The organism is Saccharicrinis sp. 156, assembly GCF_050589685.1.
In the GTDB taxonomy this organism is placed as follows: Bacteria; Bacteroidota; Bacteroidia; order Bacteroidales; family Marinilabiliaceae; genus Saccharicrinis.
Map to the genome: position 1 here is coordinate 209,528 of NZ_JBNGOS010000002.1, position 21,030 is coordinate 230,557.

The 21,030-nt window shown below is 37.5% G+C and carries 16 protein-coding genes; 12 read left to right on the forward strand and 4 right to left on the reverse strand.

The genetic code is table 11. From position 1 onward, the window contains the following. The first annotated feature begins 153 nt into the window (after window positions 1–153). From ACRD64_RS01570 to ACRD64_RS01600, 7 genes are all read left to right on the forward strand, one after another. Entirely contained in the window at window positions 154–1,296 is a 1,143-nt protein-coding gene (locus ACRD64_RS01570; protein ID WP_430931393.1) for a carboxypeptidase-like regulatory domain-containing protein, read from the forward strand. A gap of 106 nt (window positions 1,297–1,402) precedes the next feature. Continuing rightward, complete coding sequence (locus tag ACRD64_RS01575; RefSeq protein ID WP_430931394.1) at window positions 1,403–2,518, forward strand: universal stress protein; 1,116 nt, start codon at window positions 1,403–1,405, stop codon at window positions 2,516–2,518. Between the two features lie 36 nt (window positions 2,519–2,554). Continuing rightward, window positions 2,555–3,445, forward strand: a complete 891-nt coding sequence (locus ACRD64_RS01580) for a hypothetical protein (RefSeq protein ID WP_430931395.1) — start codon at window positions 2,555–2,557, stop codon at window positions 3,443–3,445. Window positions 3,446–3,991: 546 nt separating this feature from the next. After that, window positions 3,992–6,424, forward strand: a complete 2,433-nt coding sequence (thrA, locus tag ACRD64_RS01585) for a bifunctional aspartate kinase/homoserine dehydrogenase I (RefSeq protein WP_430931396.1) — start codon at window positions 3,992–3,994, stop codon at window positions 6,422–6,424. A 31-nt stretch (window positions 6,425–6,455) separates the two neighbouring features. Further along, a complete protein-coding gene (locus tag ACRD64_RS01590; protein WP_430931397.1) occupies window positions 6,456–7,661 on the forward strand; it encodes a cofactor-independent phosphoglycerate mutase in 1,206 nt (401 codons plus the stop codon). Window positions 7,662–7,736: 75 nt separating this feature from the next. Then, window positions 7,737–9,032: a threonine synthase gene (gene thrC, locus ACRD64_RS01595; RefSeq protein ID WP_430931398.1), complete on the forward strand. Its 1,296-nt coding sequence runs from the start codon at window positions 7,737–7,739 to the stop codon at window positions 9,030–9,032. 122 nt (window positions 9,033–9,154) lie between these two features. Continuing rightward, a complete protein-coding gene (locus tag ACRD64_RS01600) occupies window positions 9,155–9,802 on the forward strand; it encodes a tetratricopeptide repeat protein (protein WP_430931399.1) in 648 nt (215 codons plus the stop codon). Between the two features lie 256 nt (window positions 9,803–10,058). On the opposite strand, the gene ACRD64_RS01605 is transcribed toward ACRD64_RS01600, so the two are convergent. The 3 genes from ACRD64_RS01605 to ACRD64_RS01615 form a co-directional block, all read right to left on the reverse strand. Further along, the gene (locus ACRD64_RS01605) at window positions 10,059–11,579 is read right to left on the reverse strand and encodes an alpha-L-fucosidase (protein ID WP_430931400.1); all 1,521 of its coding nucleotides are present in this window, start codon (window positions 11,577–11,579) and stop codon (window positions 10,059–10,061) included. A 45-nt stretch (window positions 11,580–11,624) separates the two neighbouring features. Next, window positions 11,625–12,650, reverse strand: a complete 1,026-nt coding sequence (locus tag ACRD64_RS01610) for an L-rhamnose/proton symporter RhaT (RefSeq protein ID WP_430931401.1) — start codon at window positions 12,648–12,650, stop codon at window positions 11,625–11,627. Window positions 12,651–12,855: 205 nt separating this feature from the next. Continuing rightward, the gene (locus ACRD64_RS01615) at window positions 12,856–13,887 is read right to left on the reverse strand and encodes a uroporphyrinogen decarboxylase family protein (RefSeq protein ID WP_430931402.1); all 1,032 of its coding nucleotides are present in this window, start codon (window positions 13,885–13,887) and stop codon (window positions 12,856–12,858) included. 139 nt (window positions 13,888–14,026) lie between these two features. Between ACRD64_RS01615 and ACRD64_RS01620 the strand changes: the two genes are divergently transcribed. The 3 genes from ACRD64_RS01620 (at window position 14,027) to ACRD64_RS01630 (ending at window position 17,433) form a co-directional block, all read left to right on the forward strand. Then, the gene (locus tag ACRD64_RS01620) at window positions 14,027–14,893 is read left to right on the forward strand and encodes an AraC family transcriptional regulator (RefSeq protein WP_430931403.1); all 867 of its coding nucleotides are present in this window, start codon (window positions 14,027–14,029) and stop codon (window positions 14,891–14,893) included. Between the two features lie 336 nt (window positions 14,894–15,229). Next, window positions 15,230–16,876 carry a diphosphate--fructose-6-phosphate 1-phosphotransferase gene (locus tag ACRD64_RS01625; RefSeq protein ID WP_430931404.1) on the forward strand — a complete coding sequence of 549 codons (1,647 nt, stop codon included), beginning with the start codon at window positions 15,230–15,232 and terminating at the stop codon, window positions 16,874–16,876. 158 nt (window positions 16,877–17,034) lie between these two features. Beyond that, window positions 17,035–17,433 (forward strand): RrF2 family transcriptional regulator, encoded by a 399-nt coding sequence (locus tag ACRD64_RS01630; protein ID WP_430931405.1) that lies wholly within the window; start codon window positions 17,035–17,037, stop codon window positions 17,431–17,433. Here the strand turns inward: ACRD64_RS01630 and ACRD64_RS01635 are convergent. Beyond that, entirely contained in the window at window positions 17,430–18,134 is a 705-nt protein-coding gene (locus ACRD64_RS01635) for a 16S rRNA (uracil(1498)-N(3))-methyltransferase (protein WP_430931406.1), read from the reverse strand. The genes ACRD64_RS01630 and ACRD64_RS01635 overlap by 4 nt on opposite strands. Window positions 18,135–18,547: 413 nt before the next feature. Here ACRD64_RS01635 and ACRD64_RS01640 point away from each other — a divergent pair, with 413 nt between their 5' ends. Together ACRD64_RS01640 and ACRD64_RS01645 are read left to right on the forward strand one after the other, a co-directional pair. Then, entirely contained in the window at window positions 18,548–19,204 is a 657-nt protein-coding gene (locus tag ACRD64_RS01640; protein WP_430931407.1) for a hypothetical protein, read from the forward strand. A gap of 528 nt (window positions 19,205–19,732) precedes the next feature. Then, window positions 19,733–21,030, forward strand: a 1,298-nt coding sequence (locus ACRD64_RS01645) for a hypothetical protein (RefSeq protein WP_430931408.1), incomplete at its 3' end; no start/stop codon positions are given.

The window sequence follows — 21,030 nt, forward strand, 5'->3', positions numbered from 1 at the left end:
AGAAGCTGTGGCGTCATGATTTATGTTGATTCTTGTTGTCCCGATCTTTACGCCGGCAGATTGATGATAGCGCTACATGATGGAATAAATTTAACGTTAACATCATGAACAAATCGGTATTATTCTTACTTTTAACCGATAAAACTGTTCGAAATGAAACGAAGTATAGCTATATCATTTATTTTATTTTTTGTATTGAATTCCTTATTAATGGCTCAAAACTTTACGGCTACCGGTACCGTTATAAACGCGGAAACGGGAGTTGCGGTTGAGTTTGCAAATATTGGGGTTGAGAGTACCTATTTGGGTACGGCATCGGATAGTGATGGAAATTTTGAAATAATACTATCGCAAGCATTAATTGACAAACAAATTAGCGTTTCTGCAGTGGGGTATAAGGCTAAAACTTACAAAGTGGGCGAATGGTCGGGAAAGGATGGGTTAATGATTCAATTAACTCCTGTAAAATATGGTATATCAGAGGTTAATGTATCTGCTAAATCTAAAATTGGGTATGGTATCATAAGAGCGGCATCTAATTTAATAGTAGAGAATTATCTGACAGAACCTTATTCGTACAATTGCTACTTGCGTACCGTGTCCATCAATGAAGGGAGAAAAACAGAGGACGAAGCCATATTTGTATTGACGGATAGCAAGGGCTACGGAACACGTTCGTTTACTGAAGCATTTCAAAATATTCATTACCGTATTACAGAAAGCAATCCGCACAAAGAAATAGGTTTGTTAAAAGAAGGGTTAACGTTTATCGATAATTTGATCAGTCAGGATATTGTGAGGAACCCGGGTAATATTTTGTCGGTAGAGTCTATCAACGACTTTGATGTGTATGTGGAAGGAGAGGAAGTGCTGGAAGAGGATTCCGTTTGGGTAATTTCGTATGAATGTAAAAATCCGACCATCCAAAACACAGGCGATCCTCAATTAGTGCAGTATAAAGGAAAAATCTGGATATCGCATCAAAATAATCAAGTGTTAAAAAATAGTTTTGAAGCAGTTAGAACAGCTAAGTTCCGACATGGAAACAGTTTTTATGCCAATAAAGAAAACAGCAAATTAAAATACAAGGTAGAAACGGCTTATAAAGCTCATGGAAATAAAATGGTCTTGAACTCCGTTAACTATATACAGAATGAAGCAAACGGAACAAAGACATCTGTTTACCTAAAAGTGGTTAAGGTGGACGAATATACCGATAAGATAACCAATCGCCAATATTTTAACGGAAGCGCTAAAGAAGAAAAATTCTGGGATAACTTTAAACTTCCTGAATAAAACTACATAAAAATATTTTTATGGATCTTACAACGATAATTGTTAGACATTCTCCGAATATTTTATTAAATTAAAACGCAGGGAACAGTCTAAACAATTTTTGGTCATGGAAGATAAAATAATCACCTTAGCAACATTGTCATTCGAGAAAGCACAAGTAGTAAAAACTTTGCTGGCAAATGAGGGAGTAGAGTGCTTTCTGGAGCATATAAACCTTATTCAGGGAGCTGTATCGGCTGGAGTTAAAGTAAATATAAAAGAAGTTGATTTTGAGCAAGCCCTTATCGTGTTTGATTCCATCCGGGAATCGGATTATGATTCATCTCCTTCTAAGGCGAAAAAGAAAGATAGAATAAAATTCCTGGTTCCGGTCGATTTTTCGCAATACTCTCAGAAAGCTGTTGATATTGCTTTTGACTGGGTTTCGCGAAGCAAGGGCGAACTGACTTTGTTCAATGCGTACTACTCACCAATGAATGCAGGCCTGCCGTTCAGTGATTCTTTCGTATACGATATTAATTCAGACGAGGTTAGTTTTGAGTTGAAAGAGGAGAGTGAAAAAAAATTGCAAGAATTAAAGGAAGGACTGGAAAAACGAGTTGTTGAAAATAGGATTGAAGGTGTAAAGATCCATACCGAACTAAGCCGAGGGATTGCAGAACATGAAATTCTTACCTACAGTGAGATTTACAAACCCTCTTTGATAGTAATGGGAACACGGGGCGCCGATAAGAAAGCAGTGGATTTGATCGGAAGTGTTACCGCGGAGATAATCGAAGGTGCCAAAGTGCCTGTTTTGGCTGTGCCAGAGGGTTTTAAATACGAAGGGATGGATAAAATAATTAACATTGGCTATTTGTCCGTGTTTGGGGACAGTGACTTTGTATCTATCGAAAAATTGTCTGGAATTATCAAAGCCCTTGATGTGAGTGTTAAATGTGCGCATATTACCGCCGGTAATAATATCGAAAAAGATAGAGTTAGAATGGACGGGCTGATAGAACATTTTAGACGCAACGACATTGGTAAGGAGCTTGATTTTAAATTATTAGAAAACGAGGATTTTTGGGTGGGGGTGGAGCGTTTTGTCCTGTCTGATAACATCAATATTCTGGCATTTACCACCTTTAAGCGCAGCCTTATTTCCAGGTTATTGAATCCATCTATAGCGAAGAAAATGTTATTCCATTCAACAACCCCGTTATTGGTATTTCATTCTTAATTGTCTATTTTAGCCCCATATAAAGTCATTACCTATATGGGGAAAATACTCTTATTTGGTTTTATCATTCTCGAACTTGGATGCCTCACTATCCAGGCACAGGGATTGTACCCTGTAAGGGGGACAGTTTATATCAGGGATGGTAAAGCGTCAAAAGTTAGCTTGTCGGTGATTAATGGATACCATGAAAAAAGGGTGCCCGTGGATGTTAACGGGGATTTTATTACGTATCTTTCATGGAACACTAATTTTCACTTCTGTTTTTCTAAACCTGGCTACATAGGTAAAAAAGTCAGTTTCTCAACACAAGTACCAGGTTTTGTGGATAAAAAAAATATCTACCCGTATGAGATTTTGGTGGAACTTTTTCCCACGTTTCCAAATGTGGATACTGCTTTTTTTAAAAAACCTGTGGCTAAAATCCAATATTCTAATGTTAAACATGATTTTGATTACGATTTAGATTATCAGTTGGTGGTTAACAAAAGACTGGAAAAAATTAAAAGAGATTATCAATCATGGCAAAGGAGTGTCGCTACAAAAGCTGAGCCCCCAAAAAATGTCTTGCTAAAAGAACAGGAAAAAACGGCTATACAATATCAAAAGCATGTTGAGATTAAGCAACAAGAAACTGTATCGACTGGATCCTCCCCTGTACCGTCAAAATCCAAAAAAACGATAGTGAAAGAAAAAAGCCCTTTCGGGTTACCACCATTAAGGGAATCTTATCCCGAAGGAAAATCGATTGAAATACATGATCTCAAGGGGAAGGTGATAACCCGCGTAATCATTAAGAATGGGGAGTATCAAAAAGTATTTTATCAAGTGAAGCACAATTGGGGAGGGTTGTATTATTTTGTGCAAGAATCCCCATCGAATTATAGAAGTATATCAAAATATAATTTCAAAAAAGCGACAAATATTTAAGTAAAATATATACAACGCCTGGTTAAGTAAATGATTAAGTCCCGAATCATAAAAGATTGCATGGTTGAAATTTATGAATGGACTTGCACAAGCCAAGGAGAATCATAATGCGTTTAATGATTGATTGAGGTGTTCTGGTTTGGGTTCGAACAAGTTGGATAATTTCTCCCAATGTTATCAAACCTTAAAATCATGGCAAAAGTCATGTTTTAATTTTGGGGATTGAATTAAATGTCTATTTTTGCAGTATAATAGAAAAGCAAAACGCATTTACAGCTATGGTTTATAATTTTTCCCATATTATCACCACTATTTCTACGTCAACCATTACCCCTTGGGGGGTCTAGCTGTTATTCTCCTGCCGTCAGGTAGTTTATTTAATATAAACATCCACCTGAGATTGTTTTCAAAAGCATTATTTTTAGTATTTTACTTTTGATTAACATTGAAATAGTTCATTGAGCAATTGCAATATTCTCTTAATAGCTTGTGTTAAACATAATACCATATATTATTTTCTATATGGCTCATCATTAATAAATTTGTATGAAGGTCTTAAAATTTGGAGGAACGTCCGTAGGTTCTTCGGATAGCATATTAAAAGTTAAAAACATTGTTGAATCCCAACAGGAGCAAATTATTGTGGTGGTTTCCGCGGTAGGTGGGGTCACCGATCAGTTGATTAAAGCTGCCCACCTGGCGGAAGAAGGAAACCAGGAATGTTTTGACGTATCCAGTGAAGTTAAAGAAAAGCATTATAAAATAATTAGTGAGCTATTTCCTCTGGATAAGGCTCAAACTATTAAATTTAGAGTAGATCAGCTTTTTGAAGAGGTCAGTACCATTATCAAAGGAGTGTTCCTGTTAAAAGAGGTTACTTCAAAAAGTAAGGCTATTATTTCAAGTTTCGGAGAAAGAATTTCTTCTTTTATAATTTCCGAACTGATAGAAGGGGCTGCTTTATTTGAATCCCACAAATATATCATTACAGACAATGTGTTCGGTAAAGATTCTGTAGATTTTAAATCGACAGAATCTCAGTTGATGAAGGTGAAAGATGAGATTGGTAAGGTGGCTGTTTTTCCTGGCTTTATTGCAACCAATAAAAAAAACGAAATAACCACTTTAGGCAGGGGAGGATCCGATTATACTGCCGCTATTTTGGCAGCGACATTTGATGCTTCCATCCTGGAAATTTGGACAGATGTAAACGGCTTTATGACTGCCGATCCAAGAATTATTAGCCGCGCCTATTGTATCGACAAATTAAGTTATTCCGAAGCGATGGAGCTATCGCATTTTGGTGCCAAAGTGATTTTTCCGCCTACTATTTTGCCTGTATACAAAAAGAACATACCTATACTGATTAAAAACACCTTTAATCCTGAAGCTAAAGGGACTTTGATCAACGATCAAAAAGAACCTATGCAGGGGAAAAAGATCAAGGGAATTTCTTCTATCAAAAATGTTTCATTACTTACGGTGCAAGGCCTAGGGATGATTGGCGTTACAGGTATTGCCATGCGCCTATTTAAATCATTGGCACTAAAAAACATCAACGTAATACTTATTTCCCAGGCTTCCTCGGAGAATTCTATTAGTGTAGTTATTGACTCCCAAACTGCCGATACCGCGGTAAAATTGGTGCAGGAGGAATTTAATGTGGAAATTGCGTTAAATCAAATCAACAATATCTCCGTTGAGATGAACATGGCAATTATTGCAATTGTAGGGGAGAATATGAAACATACTACCGGGGTATCCGGCACTTTGTTTGAAAGCATGGGTAAAAACGGAATAAATATTTTTGCTATTGCACAGGGGGCTTCGGAGTTAAATATTTCTTTTGTGGTAAAAGAGAAAGATCTGAAGAAAGGGTTAAATACTGCACACGAAGCTTTCTTCCTTTCCCAGTTTTCCAGGATTAACTTGTTTTTGGTGGGTACCGGTACGGTTGGTAAAATGTTAATCGAAAAAATTAACGCTCAAACAGAAAAGCTGTTTGCTGATAACAAGCTTAAAATCAGGATAGCAGGAATTACCAATAGCCGAAAAATGTTGTTGAACCCGCAAGGACTTGATAGCAGGAATATTTTGGGCGACCTGATGGAGCAGGGAGAAATTGCCAACCTACAGGTATTTAAAGAGCGCATTGTTGAGTATAACCTGGGCAACAGTGTTTTGGTGGATTGTACCGCCAACGAAACGATTGCCTCCATATATCAAGAAGTTTTAGATTCCAACGTTTCGGTGGTAACAGCTAATAAAATTGCGAGTTCGTCGAAATATGAACTGTATCAAAAATTAAAATCAACAGCCTTAAACAAAGGAGTTAAATTCTTGTTTGAAACCAATGTGGGAGCCGGGTTGCCAATTATTGGACCTTTGAATGATTTGGTGATGAGCGGCGATAAAATCCTTAAATTGGAGGCGGTTTTATCGGGAACATTAAATTATATTGTGAATACGGTAGATGAAAACAAGCCCTTGTCGGAAGTAATTCAAGATGCCAAGGATTTGGGATATAGCGAACCGGATCCAAGGATCGACCTGAGTGGAACCGATGTGGTGCGTAAGATTCTTATCTTAGCCAGGGAAGCAGGTTACCCATTGGAGCAGTCTGATATTGATGTTGTTCCGTTTGTGCCGCAGAAATACATGGACTGCGAATCGCTGGATGCATTTATGGAGGAAATTAAAAACCATGATTCCATATTTGAAGATCAAAGAAAGCAGCTCGTGGCACAAGGAAAAAAGCTGAGATATGGTGCCAAACTTGAAAATGGAAAAGCTGTGGTTGGCTTTATCGAAATAGACAACAAACATCCTTTTTATGAGTTGGAAGGAAGTAACAACATTATTTTGATTAACTCGGAACATTATAAAGAACATCCAATGCAAATTAAAGGCTATGGTGCAGGGGCAGAAGTCACCGCAGCCGGAGTGTTTGCTGATATTATAAAAGTTGCGAATAAATAAATGTCTTGGTAACTGATTAAAAAAGATTAAAATGAAATATTTAGTAATATTAGCAGATGGGGCTTCTGATGAACCGTTAAAGGAATTGGGAAATAAAACGCCTTTGATGGCGGCAAAAACGCCTCATATCGATAACTTATGTGCCAAAGGTGTTTCTGGTCTTTTGGATACGGTGCCACCGTCATTGCACCCGGGTAGCGAAGTGGCCAATATGATGGTGATGGGGTATGATGCAGCCAAGTATTACAGGGGAAGAGGTGTACTCGAAGCGGCTTCTATGGGAGTGAAAACTTCTTTGGATGATTTGGTTTTCCGCTGCAACCTGATTTCAATTGAGGATGAAAAAATTTTAAATCATTCCGCAGGACATATTTCTACAGAGGAGGCCAAGGAAATAATGGAATTCCTTCAGGAAAAATTAGGATCGGATATCGTAAGTTTTTACCCGGGCGTGAGTTATCGTCATTTGATGGTGGTGAAAGGCGGAAGTGATAAAATTAACTGTGTGCCTCCTCACGACGTGACAGGCACTCCATTTAAGGAAGTATTGCCAACTGCAAAGGGAGATGGCGCTCAGGCTACCATAGATATCGTGGTTGATTTAATGTTAAAGTCAAAAGAACTGTTGAAAGATCATCCTGTGAATATGAAGAGGAGAGATGCTGGCAAACCGGCGGCTGATATGATCTGGCCATGGTCCGCAGGTAACACTCCCGACATGCCAACTATGAAAGAACTATATGGAATAGAATCAGGTGTAGTTATTTCGGCGGTGGATTTAATATACGGATTGGGAGCTTATGCCGGACTAAAAGGTGTTCATGTGGAAGGTTCTACAGGTTTGTACGATACAAATTACGAAGGCAAGGCCGAAGCCGCCATAAAAGCTTTAAAAGAAAACCAATATGTGTTTTTACATATTGAGGCCAGTGACGAAGCAGGACACGAAGGCGACCACGTATTAAAAACAAAGACCATAGAATATCTCGACGAAAGAGTGGTGAAATATGTAATAGAGGAAGTTGAAAAGATGGACGAACCGGTAACGATTGCTCTATTGCCCGATCATCCAACACCATGTGCGATAAAAACACATACCAGAGATGCGGTACCGTTTTTTATAGTAAAACCCGGACAGGCACCAGATTCCGTTAAGGAATATAATGAGGATGCAGCTAAAGAGGGAGCTTACGGCACTCTCTACGGCCCCGAGTTTATGCAAGAGCTTTTAAAATAAAATGAACGATTGAGAGTAAACTTATAAAGGTGGCCTGTAACCTTTACAGCCCACCTTAACCTAGATAGTATAAAGATGCGATTTTATAGTACTAATTCACCAGGTGTTAAAGTAAGCCTGAAAGAAGCTGTTCTAAGGGGATTGGCTGCCGACAAAGGACTTTTTATGCCCGAAGTTATTCCTCAGTTGGAAGCTTCGTTTTTTGATAATATTCAGAATAAAACTTTACAGGAAATTGGTTTTGAAGTGTTGAAACCATTCTTCTGTCCTGATATACCGGAAGAAAAGTTTAAAACCATTGTAATCGATGCGTTAAATTTTGATATTCCGGTGGTAGCTGTGGATGAAGATATTTATTCACTGGAATTGTTTCATGGGCCAACCTTGGCTTTTAAAGATGTTGGGGCCCGTTTTATGGCTCGTATACTTTCTTACTTTGTAGGGGATCAGGAAAAGGAAGTAAATATTTTGGTGGCCACATCCGGGGATACAGGAAGTGCCGTAGCCAATGGTTTTTATAAAGTTCCCGGAATAAATGTATTTGTGCTATATCCCAAAGGTTTGGTCAGTGAGGTGCAAGAAAAGCAGTTCACCACTCTTGGTGAGAACATAACATCTATTGAAGTGGATGGTACGTTTGATGATTGTCAGCGCATGGTAAAGGAGGCTTTTATGGATAAAGAGCTGAACGAGAAACTGGTCCTTACCTCGGCCAATTCAATCAATCTAGCTCGTCTTTTACCGCAATCGGTGTACTACCATCATGGATATGCCCAATTAAGAAAAGCAGGAATTAAGGATGACATCGTATTTTGTGTTCCCAGTGGTAACTTTGGAAACATTACAGCCGGATTGGTTGCTCAGGTGATGGGACTCCCGGTAAAAAACTTTATAGCCGCAACAAATATAAACGATATTGTTCCTAAATATTTAGAGACCGGTGAATATGTGCCGGCACCATCTAAATCGACTGTAGCCAATGCCATGGATGTTGGTGATCCAAGTAACTTTGTACGCATAATGGATTTGTTTGACTCTAGTCATGAGGTGGTTAGGGCAAAGGTTGAAGGTCTTTCGTATACCGATGATGAAATTAGGGCCGGGATAAAAAGGGTAGATGAAACGTGCAACTATATATTAGATCCTCATGGAGCCACCGGGTTTATGGCCCTGGAAAGTAAATTAAAAAAAGGTGAAAAAGGAATTTTTCTGGAAACAGCCCATCCCGCCAAGTTTCCGGAAGTGGTGGAGAATGTAATTGGAAGAAAAGTGGAGGTTCCGGAACGCTTGCAAGCTTTTATGGCCGGAGAGCCCAGAAATATTCAACTGAAAGCTACTTTGAATGAGTTGAAAGATTTTCTTTTGAAATAGGCACAGTTATTGTAATTTTTTTAACGAAATGTTTCACAATTGTTAAGATTTTTAAAAAAAAAGTTATTTTTACGAATCTAAAATTGTAAACTCATAACATAAAATAATAAAAGACAAAGATTATGAAGAACATTCTATCGGTAACATTATTGTTATTCACAATGTTAGGGGCTGCTTATGCGCAAGAGGAGAAAAGTGCAGCCGAATTCAAAAACGAAGGAAATGCCGCTTTAAAAGCGAAGGATTACAAAACAGCATTGGCTTCTTTTGAGGCTGCCATAGAAGCTTGGGACGAATCTGAGGATATGGATGCTGCGATGGTTTATAATACGGCTACATGTGCAAGGAAACTTAAAAACAATGAAAAGGCACTTAAGTATTATGCACAGTCGAAGGAGTTAGGTTACAAAGAAGATGTAGCTACTTTCTACTCGGGTATGGCGTACAAATCTATGGATAAAATGGACGATATGGAAAAAGTACTCTTGGCCGGTGTTGAAGAGTTCCCAAATAGCAAGTATATTGGTTATATGAAAAAAGAGCTTGGAAAACACTATGTTAAACAAGCCAATGAATTCTTTACCAATGGAATATCTATTTTAAATACCAGAACGGATGCCAACCGCGATCAATGGGATGCTATCAAAGGAAAAGCCAAAGCTGAATTTGATCAGGCAGACAGCCTAGCAGATAAAGCTTTAGGTTTTGATGCTAAAAATAAAGCAGCTAAAACCATTAAAATTAAAATAGTTGAGCTTTTGAAAAGCTAACCGAAATTTATTAGGAAATAAAAAAAGGATTGTTCTGTAGAGCAATCCTTTTTTCTTGGAAAAAATTATCGTGAGTTAAGGTATTTTATAACTCGTAAAAATACGATGCCTTAAACTAAAAAAAACAAAAGTATCCGGATACTTGTAATTACCAGTGCTGATATATGATAGAGCTATTTCTTTTAGGGGAATCATATTCAATACTAAGGGATTAATAAAACAAAGGTTGCACGATAGTACAACCTTTTACATTATTCTATTGTTTAGTTTTGAAGATATCACCTGGGGCATTTTCAAGTTCAATTTTGATCCCTAAAGCATTTTTTAGGTTGGTACCCCGTGGTAATTCAATTACCAATTCATCGTTTTGTTGAATCCATTTGATGTCTTTTTCATATCCCAGGATAGTAACCGCTTTAATCGCATCATTAACAATCCGGTTATTTGCACCAAATGCATTTATACTAATGGATTTTCTTTGGTCGGGCTTTAGCCAAAAGGCATATATGGTTTGACCCTTTTGGGTGAACCTAATATCTTCCGAAGAAAACCCTTTATCCTTCATATTGCCATGTAAAACCATTTTGGCATTGGTAGGCCCTTCTCCGAATATAGTAAATGGTGTGGTTTCGTAAATACCTTCACCATTCACTTTTAACCAGGCACCAATCTCTAATAAAATAGATTTTTGGTCATTGGGTATAACTCCATGTTTGTTAGGTGCTACATTTAATAGTAAAACACCATTTTTGCTTACAATATCAATTAAGTCGTTGATATATCCTGAAGCTGGTCGCATGGTATAACCGTTGGAGTATCCCCATCGCCAACCACCTAGCGACATATCTGTTTGCCAGGTTTCTTCTCTGATCCTGTCTAATTTACCACTTTCTATATCCAAAACAGCAGCTCCGTCGGGGATTGGTTTCCATTTGATGTTTTTGTAGTTAAGAACCACCTCCTGATTGTTCTTTAAACCTTGGTTATAATAATTGGCAAGCAGTTTTTTCCTGGCTTCTTCGTATTCCGGTTCGCAAAGCCCAAGGTCGAACCATAATAAATCTGGTTTGTACTGCGTCATCATATCCAAGGTTCTGTTGTACCAATGTTTTACAAAAGCTTCGGAAGCAGGAGCCCATCTTTCGTGTGGTTCCCAGTAAAAATCCTGTAATTCAGGATTGGTGGTTTCAAATTTATCTTTATAAGTCCACCAATGCCAACCATAGGCATAATGCGAAGAAACACCGACTTTTAAATCTTGCTTACGCGCTTCTTTAAACAAGCTACCCACAATATCTTTTTTCGGACCCATTTTTACCGAGTTCCAACGAGTAATTTTAGAATTGTACATAGCAAAACCATCACAGTGTTCTCCAACAGGAACCACATACTTTGCACCGGCTGCTTTAAATAAATCAACCCATTCTTTGGCATTAAAATCTTCAGCTTTGAATTCCGGAATAAATTTGGTGTAGCCGTAATCTTCCGGTTTCCCATAGTTCTCGGTATGGTATTTATAAGCCCTGGACGCTTTCTGAGATGGATTCCCTAAGGCATCTACAGTTTCTTCTTTCCACATGTGATACCCATACCATTCCGAATCGTAGGCAGGTACCGTTGTTGGACCCCAATGAATAAATATTCCAAATTTGGCGTCTTTATACCATTGCGGAATCTCGTATTGTTTTAGCGATTCCCATTCGGCTTTATATTTTTTTTGGGCAATAAGCCCTGAAACTACTACCGTTAATAGTAGAAATAATATTTTCTTTTTCATTTTTTAATTTTAAATCTTACTTCTCATCGTTGTTGTCTGCTCTTTCTATCCTGCTAAAGTGTCCGCATAGCCAAATAATACCAGCGAAACAATCAGCACAAAAACACCTAACAGCATTTGCCAGAACGGTTTCATAGCGCCCTTCCACTCACCTGTGAAATAGGCTAAAATATTTGATGCTATTACGGCAAGTGCGCAATATATTGGCCACCCTATTACTTTTCCTAAGTCGCCAAGTACAGCTGTTGACATACCAAACAAAGCCAATGGTGCAAACCAAAGTACAGCGGTAATAGATGCAGTAAGATATGCTTTCCATACCCCGGGTGTGGTGAACGAATTAAATGTTTTATTTTTCAACATCATAACAAATGCATAACCAGCCTGTATTGCCAGTCCACCGATAAATACATACACCCAATTTAACAACGACGCATTATAAGGTTCCGCTCCCTGTAAGATTGCAGTATCTGCGGCAACTTGAACTCGGTCAAACCCCAATGGTAGGCCTGAGCTGAATATTCCATTTGCAAAGGCAAAAACAAACATAAGCACTAGCATCCCTTTCGATAACGATGATACATCGGGCAGGTCGCCTTTTATTTTCTCTCGTTTAGCACCGGCCAATGTAATAATAAGAATCCCCAATATTAACACGGCAATACCGGTCAGAATCCAGTATGTCGACGTTTTAACCCAGATGTTTTCACCACGAAAAAGTACCCCAAGAGAACCTATCATCGCACTCATGCTCATACCAATGCCATAAGTAATCGACAAGCCAAGGAATACCAGCGCTTTTGCCCACATTAAAGCACCAATTCCCCATAATGCGCCCATTGTTGCGGCGATAAGCATATTTTTAGTAGCAACCGCTTGTAGTGCTGCAACGGGATCGGGAATAACTATGTTTATCCAAATTAAAGGTACAGCTATCATCGAAAGAATACAGAAAAGAAACCAGTACGCTTCCCAGCTCATGGGTTGAAATCTTTTTTGACCATACCCCATTGTACCCTGGCTGATACTAGCCGAAAATAGAAGGATAAAACCTGTGAGTAATGCACTCATATTATTTTTATTTAGAAATTGTTAATGTTTTGTTTTTAACGGTTTATGAACCTGAGTTAGATTGAAATTGTAGGTCTAAAAGAGGTTGCTAAAAACAAATTTCAACTTTGTTATTGTTAATTGGTGTTGACTAATATTGTTTCTGTAAATATCTAATTAATTGAAGATATTATCACCCCTCAACCAGCAAAAAAGACACAAATAATTATGATTTAACCGCGTCAAAAATAGCTTGGATATTCTCCGGGGCAATATCAGGTAAAATGGCCTCGTGACTAGGGGAAATAATTAAACCGGTCGGAAACAATTTTTTAAGTTGAGTAACACGTTTTTTTATTTCCTCAGGAGTACCATTCACCAATAACTCTTGCGCATCCACACCTCCACAGAAAACTCCATTCTCAATTTTCTCACTAAGATTTTCAGCGCTCATATCAGCAGCCAGAGCTTGTATAGGGTGTACAATATCTACCCCCATATCATATAGGTCGTTGATGATTGGGAAGATGGAACCACAAGAGTGGTGGAGGACTTTTAGGCCATAACTCTTAGCTTGATCTACTAGTTTTTTAGTTCCCGGGAAAACATAAGTGCGTAACATATCCGGATCAACCATTAAAGCAGTTTGACTTCCGAAATCATTACCAATTAATACACCATCCAATTTTCCTTTGGTAGCTTCATAAAACATTTTGTTTAATTCAAGGTAAAAACCTGTAATTTTATCAATTACCGCCTGAAACATATCCGGGTACATCATCATGGTAATCAGTGCATCTTCCATTCCAAAAGCGGCACAAGTATCCTGAAAATGAGCGCTCCACATGATACCCATCTTAAAATAATCATCGGATACTTCAGTCACTAGTTTTTTAGATTCTTCAATATCCAGGTAATCTGCTGGGTTGGGCCAGTCAAAGGAGTCAATCTCGGCAGGGTCTGTTTTTCCCTGGAAAAAGCCCGGTGCAGTCAAAGTACGTTCGTCCTGGGTTCCTATACTTGTGGGCTTCGCAAATTGCAGGGCACAGCCAACATCATTAAAAGGAGCGTTGTGGTAGGGCACTTCTATGGGCCATACATCATCCTTTATAGATTTTTTTAATCCTTCAATACTGCTTACATTGAAGTGTTTATATAAATTCGGTAGGGCCGGGGGAACCGGTAGCCCTAACCAGGAGGCAGGGTAGTCAACTTTTTCCCGGTTTATGGTTGCATATACTCTTTCTTTTGATGTCATAATATAGATTTTTAAGTTCTTTGATCAGCTTACAAAGCTAGTCCGTTTATTATCGGGAACGGTTCAAATATCCGATGGTGTTTTGTACAAATCCGATATAATGAGTTATATTTGAAGACTTGACGTAAATAATTTTATTATGCTTGCACCGGGTTTAATTGATGACATAAAGGTTCATATTTATAACGCTTCCAAAATTAAGGTAGGTACGGAATGGAATTATTCCAATATTGTTAGTCCTTTTTCTCGCATATATTTGATTACCGGGGGTGAGGGAGTTATTATGCCTAAAAATAAGATGCATCAGTTAAAAGCAGGATACCTCTATCTGATTCCCAGCTATACATTGTGTAGTTATCACTGTGTGGAACCAATTTCGCAGTATTATTTGCATTTTTCACATAAGTTGTCGGATGGCGTAAAGATTTTTGATCGTATTTCTATAAAAAATGAGGTGAGAGCTACCGATTTAGACTATGCTTTATTTCAAAGATTACTCGAAATTAATCCGAATATCGCTTTGAAATATTCAGATCCTAATATCTATGAACATCGAAACTGGTCGGTCAATGATTTTACCTCTACTTCCAATAGTGCGCAGTTAGAGACCATTGGTATTTTAAAACAGTTGTTTTCGCGTTTTATTGAAACCGATCTTAAAAAAGAAGTAAGCTTAAAAACGCAGTATAAGCTTACCAATGTATTCAGACACATATCGACCAACTTGCACAGGGATATCAAATTGGAAGAATTAGCAGAAATAGCATGTTGCTCAAAAGATCACTTTTCACGCCAGTTTAAAAAGATCACACATATGTTGCCTAATGATTATATCAACATTAAAAGGATTGAAAAGGCACAGGAACTTTTAATAACAACAGCAAAAAACCAAAAACAAATCAGCGAAGAGGCCGGCTTTAATAGTCAACAGTATTATACTCGAATTTTTAAGAGAATTGTAGGAACCACGCCTGTTGAATATAGGAAAATGGGTGGGCTTATATAATGGTGTCTGGCTATATGAGGTATTAAGATTATCTATTTAAATCATAAACGATATGCCGTGTATACTTCGGTATTTGGTTTTTTATGCAAAATCTATTTTGCCATCAATAAGTCCCCTAGCTTATCTTCTGCTAAGCATAAACTATTATATCCGAAAGAGATCGAGTTTAAATAAGTGTTAAATTGTAAATATAAGCCTGTATTTTTTTTTAAATTGAAAAAATATAAACATTTTTGCAGCATCTGAAAAAGTGAGTTTGATCATGTTTCTAACTTGGTGCTTTTCAGAAGAATTGAAAAAGATTATTTTCTAAAAACTATATTTAATTTGGATAAGATGATTAAAAGTCCACTTCAAATCGCACGTGAGAGCTACGCTCCAAAATTGCCTGCGGCACTTAAAGGATCTGTAAAAATTGTAGAAGGAAAAAATACTGAGTCTGTTGCAGACCAGGATGATATCAAAAAACTTTTCCCTAATACGTATGGAATGCCTGTATTAAGCTTCGAAGCAGGAGAATCTTCTGCAGTAACAAAAGCAATTAGCGTTGGTTTAATTTTATCGGGAGGTCAGGCTCCTGGTGGCCATAACGTAATTTCAGGTATTTACGACGGGTTGAAAAAACTGAACCCAGCTAATAAAGTATATGGTTTCCTGGGCGGTCCTGGTGGATTGGTGAACAATGATTACGCTGAATTAACAGACGACATCATTGACCATTACAGAAACACGGGTGGTTTTGATATCATTGGTTCCGGACGTACCAAGTTAGAAGAAGAAGCTCAATTCGATAAAGGTCTTGAAAACTGTAAGGCATTAGGCATTAATGCGCTCGTGATTATAGGTGGAGATGATTCAAACACCAATGCATGTGTGCTTGCCGAATATTACAAACAAAAAAATGCGGGAGTACAAGTAATTGGTTGCCCTAAAACGATCGATGGTGACCTTAAAAACGAAATGATTGAAACCTCGTTTGGTTTCGATACCGCATGTAAGGTATATAGCGAGTTGATTGGTAACATACAACGCGATGCGAACTCAGCTAAAAAATACTGGCACTTCATTAAATTAATGGGACGTTCTGCTTCTCATATTGGTTTAGAGTGTGCGCTTCAAACTCAGCCTAACGTAACAATTATCTCTGAAGAGGTAGAGGCTAAAAATATGAGTCTTGATCAGGTAGTTGAGTATATTGCCAATATTGTTGCAAAACGTGCTGCAAAAGGTGAGAATTTCGGTACTGTTTTAATTCCTGAAGGATTAGTTGAGTTTATTCCTGCTATGAAAAAACTAATTGCCGAGCTTAACGACTTATTAGCACATAACGAGGAAGAAGTAAATGTTCTTGAAACGAACAGTGAGAAGAGAGGTTACTTATCGGCAAAATTATCTGCAGATATGGCTGAGGTATTCAGAAGCCTGCCAAACAGTATCGCTAACCAGTTAATGTTAGACCGTGACCCACATGGAAACGTTCAAGTATCGTTAATTGAAACCGAGAAGTTATTAATTGATATGGTTAAGGCTAAGTTGAAGAAAATGAAGAAAGCTGGCCAATATACGGGTAAATTCTCTGCTCAAGGGCACTTCTTTGGTTACGAAGGACGATGTGCCGCACCATCTAACTTCGATGCTGATTATTGTTATTCATTGGGTTATACTGCTTCTATTCTTATTGCAGAAGGAAAAACGGGTTATATGGCATCTGTTCGTAACTTAACGGCTCCTGCAGATAAGTGGATAGCAGGTGGTGTACCTGTAACTATGATGATGAACATGGAGCGTCGTCATGGTCAAATGAAGCCTGTTATTCAAAAAGCGCTTGTAAAACTAGATGGTGCCCCATTTAAAGCGTTAACAGCTAATCGTGACGATTGGGCGGAAAATACCAAGTATGTATATCCTGGTCCTATCCAATATTTCGGCCCCAGTGAAGTTTGTGATTTACCAACTAAAACATTGGTTGAAGAAAGCAAATAAGTTGCTTGTCAATCATATAACACAGACCCGCACCTGTTGGTGCGGGTTTTTTTATGTTCTATTTTAGTATTTAAGACTTTTATTTACCGATTCAAATCGTTTTATTTGTAGGAACAAATAGCTATTAGGTATTTTAGTATTAAATAAAGCAATCGCAAATGTCCAAAATTATAACTCTATCCGAAGCTGCTTCCATAGCACTGCATGGTATGGTCTTAATCGCAAAAACAGATCATAAACTAAACGTGAATCAGATTTCAGAAATGATTGATAGTTCCAGACATCATGTGGCAAAAGTATTTCAACGTTTAGCAAAAGAAAATTTTGTGTCCTCCAATAGGGGACCAAGTGGTGGATTTGTCATAAAAAAAGATCCCAAGGATATAACCTTGTTGGAACTGTACGAGGTAATTGAAGGGCCTGTTGAAGTCCAGGGTTGTCCGGGAAACAAAGAGCGATGCCCATTCAATAAATGTATCATGGGCGATTTGGCTTCTGCCTTGGCTTGCGAGTTTAAGGATTTTTTGGGCCGTCAAACTTTGGCCGATTACGTTTAGTCTTTTTGATTGATTAAATTAATTGTTGCACACCCCATTATGGCAGCTGTCTCAGTTCTTAAACGTTCTTTGCCCAAACTAATGGCCTTAAATTGATGATCCGTTGCCATTTGAATCTCACCTGGCGAAAAATCACCTTCCGGACCAATTAATATAACGGCGTCTGAATTTGGCTCGTAAACAGTTCTCAACAATTGCTTGGGCATGTTTTCGCAATGTGCAATAAAACAGTTGGCAGTTGATTTGTTGTTGACGAATTCCTTAAACGTAACAAGCCGATTCAACTTTGGTATATAGGCTTTAAGCGATTGTTTGGAAGCTGAAACAATTACTTTCTCCAATCTTTCCGGTTTAATTACTTTTCTTTCGGAATGATCACATATAATAGGTGTTATTTCTTCAATACCCATTTCCGTTGCTTTTTCTAAAAACCATTCAAAACGGTCAATGTTTTTTGTGGGGGCCACAGCCATATGGAGCGAAAATGGTCTTCGTTCTTCAGTATTTGTTTCAACAATTTTTAATGTACATTTTTTCGGATTAGCATCAATAATTTCCGCTGAATACCTGCAACCTATGCCATCCATCACTGAAATTATATCTCCGACTTGATGACGTAGGACACGAATACAATGTTTTGATTCGTCCTGAGATAGAATATTTCCATTATTCGAAAAATCCGGCTCGTAAAAAAGGTACATATAATGCTGCTTAGTGTGCTATTTCTGGAACGTCAAATATAATTGTTTTGAATAAGAAGAGTATATTTTTCTTAAGAATTGTAGAGAAATTTTATATTCATTATTATTATTAAGTATCAGATCGTTCTTATTTATCTTATAATCAGATATAATATTAACTACATCGGTCTTATATTGGTTATTGATAGTCTATTATATATTTTAACTATTCTAAATAATATTTTTACATGTCTGAATAATAAATAAACAATTCTAATTTTGTAAATGATATTACATTAATAAAAAAGATACCTACATATCAAAATAAGATATAAATAATTTGTATATTCAATAAATTTAATTTTAGTTTGTTAAATGATTCCAATAATGATTAAACTATTAATAATAAATAGTTAAATTAAGAATTATATTTTATGCATTATACTAAACATACTAAAAAAGAATATCTATATAAACTTAAGGATATTACATCAAAGAGTGCTGATGTGGATGATATTCGTAAGGTGGTAGGCGGATATGGGTATGACAGCAGGAAACTTGCAGAGGGAAAAAGACTGGCTGAAGGTCTTGAACGCTTAAATATTGAGGTGGCTAAACAAAGTTTGATAAAAAAACGAATGTTTGCGAAGAAAAAGAAAGTTCAAACTGAAGTGCATAAAAAATATATGAAGTTTTTGAAGTTATCCAGAATAGCTTTTTTAGACGATGTTGAAGCACAGGAAGCCCTACTATTAACGGGAGCGAGAGCAAGAACCTACGAAAAATGGATGTCGCAAGTAGTGGTGTTTATTGATAATTTATTGGTTAATAAAAACTATATCGCCACTCTGGAAGGCTTTGGGGTGACCTTAAAAGAAATAGAAGACGTCAAAACCAGGTTGAAGGAGTTAAACGCACTTTCTTCGGAATGTGTTAAAATTACCGGGGTGGTTCGTATGCTAAATCATAAAACAAAGAAAGAAACTGTAGTGATGCAACACTGGTTAAGCAGTTACATCAAGGTAGCGCGTATAGCCATGGAAGAAAATCCCAAGTACGGAAAGCTTATTAAACGGGCCATTGGGGAATAGTTGTGTTTATTTGAGTGTTTTGTTGTATTACCTGTTGGCATGGCCTTGAGTTCGTATTTGCCCAATTGTGGTTTCTGATAAATAGGAGAAAGGCATAATATATAGTTAAGATTTATCAAATGGTTTTAAACATGGACTTTTATGCGTTCATAATATAAATGATGTGTTTGACAAAAAAATATTACAGAATACTCAGCTATTGAAACTAATACGCAGATTACTCGTAGAAAATGGTTAAACCGCCAGTAGGTAAGTCTAATTGGCTGTTTTGATGTTGTTTTGAACGAGTTGAACTGTGACCCTAATTTGTGATAATTGAGCTATTAGGGTTTTGAAATAGCAATTATCTATATAGGATAGATAAGTTTATAACAAATAGAAATAATAAAAGAACACACCCAACTAATTTAACAGAATCTGGTTGGAACCGTTGCCATTTTGGGACCTTGGCGGCGATTGTTTTTTTTAAGGTTTTTCTATTTGCGCTGAATTTTATTATTGGAACTAGGAGACATTAATCATTATAGGATGAGAAAAATATACCTTACACTATTCATTTTATTCGTATGGAATTTGCTTGGCGTTTCGTCTGTTTTGTTTGCGCAAACGGATGAAGATCTGAAGACTTATTCCAAAGCGCAAAGTGAATTTTATAAAGATGCTTTGGAAAAAGGTTTCCCTTCCTTAAAAGGGGGAAATGGAAGTAATCCGAATATTGCTTCAAGTTATTGTTCTGAGGAAGGACAGGTTAATATTACTCCAACCAGTTGGCACGATGATGCTGCAAGTATTGTATGGCAAATACGAACTGTTTTAGGCTCAGTTGAATATCATGCTGATTGGGCAGATGTTTCGGGTAGCGGTACTTCTACTGTGTTGGAGTTTCATACAGATAGGGTAGACCCTAAATACTATGGGGCACGAATTTATTTCGATTATTATCAATATGATGCTGGATATACTCCTCTAAGTATTGGTTCCGATTATACCATTCTCAACCAAACACCAACAGTATTTGAATTAACATCAGAAGATCCTTTTGTTTGTCCCGGTGATCCGGTGATTTTGACTTTGGGGAATTCCGAACTAGGAATAGATTATCAACTTAAAGATTCGGATGGTAATGATGTTGGGTTTCTGATAAACGGAAGTGGAAGTTCGATTGATTTTACCGTTAACCCAGGTACAAATACTACTTATTATGTGGACGCCGTTAATGCTGCAGATAATTCATGTAATAAGAACATGAATGGCAATATACTGGTTACCGTTCATGATAACCCGGTAATAAACTCAATCAGCCCTAATTCAGAGATTTGTTATGGCGAAAAGACTACTTTGAGTGCTACAACGGATATGGATCCAAATGTAGATTATTTATGGGATGATGGTGCTGGAAATACAAGTAGTGCTGCTTCTTGGGATGTGTCGCCTGTAGTTACAACTACATATAATCTAACGATAACAAATAGTATAACTTCTTGTAGTGTTACAACAAGTGTCACTGTCACAGTAAATTCTAACCCAAGCATAACCGCCAACAGCAACAGTCCTGTTTGCCAGGGGTCGGATATCAATGTGGGCTCAACACCTAGCGGAGGCTCGGGCACATACACCACATTTAGTTGGAGCGGGCCCAACGGTTACAGTGTCGACTCTCAAAATGCGGTGATTGCAAATGCAGTAGAGGTTAACGAGGGGGATTACTATATTACGGTTACCGACAACAAAGGCTGTTCAAGTGACGGAACAACATTTGAAACCGTTGTTGTAAATGAAAGGCCAACCGTAACGGTAAACTACAACGCCCCGGTCTGTGAAGGGAC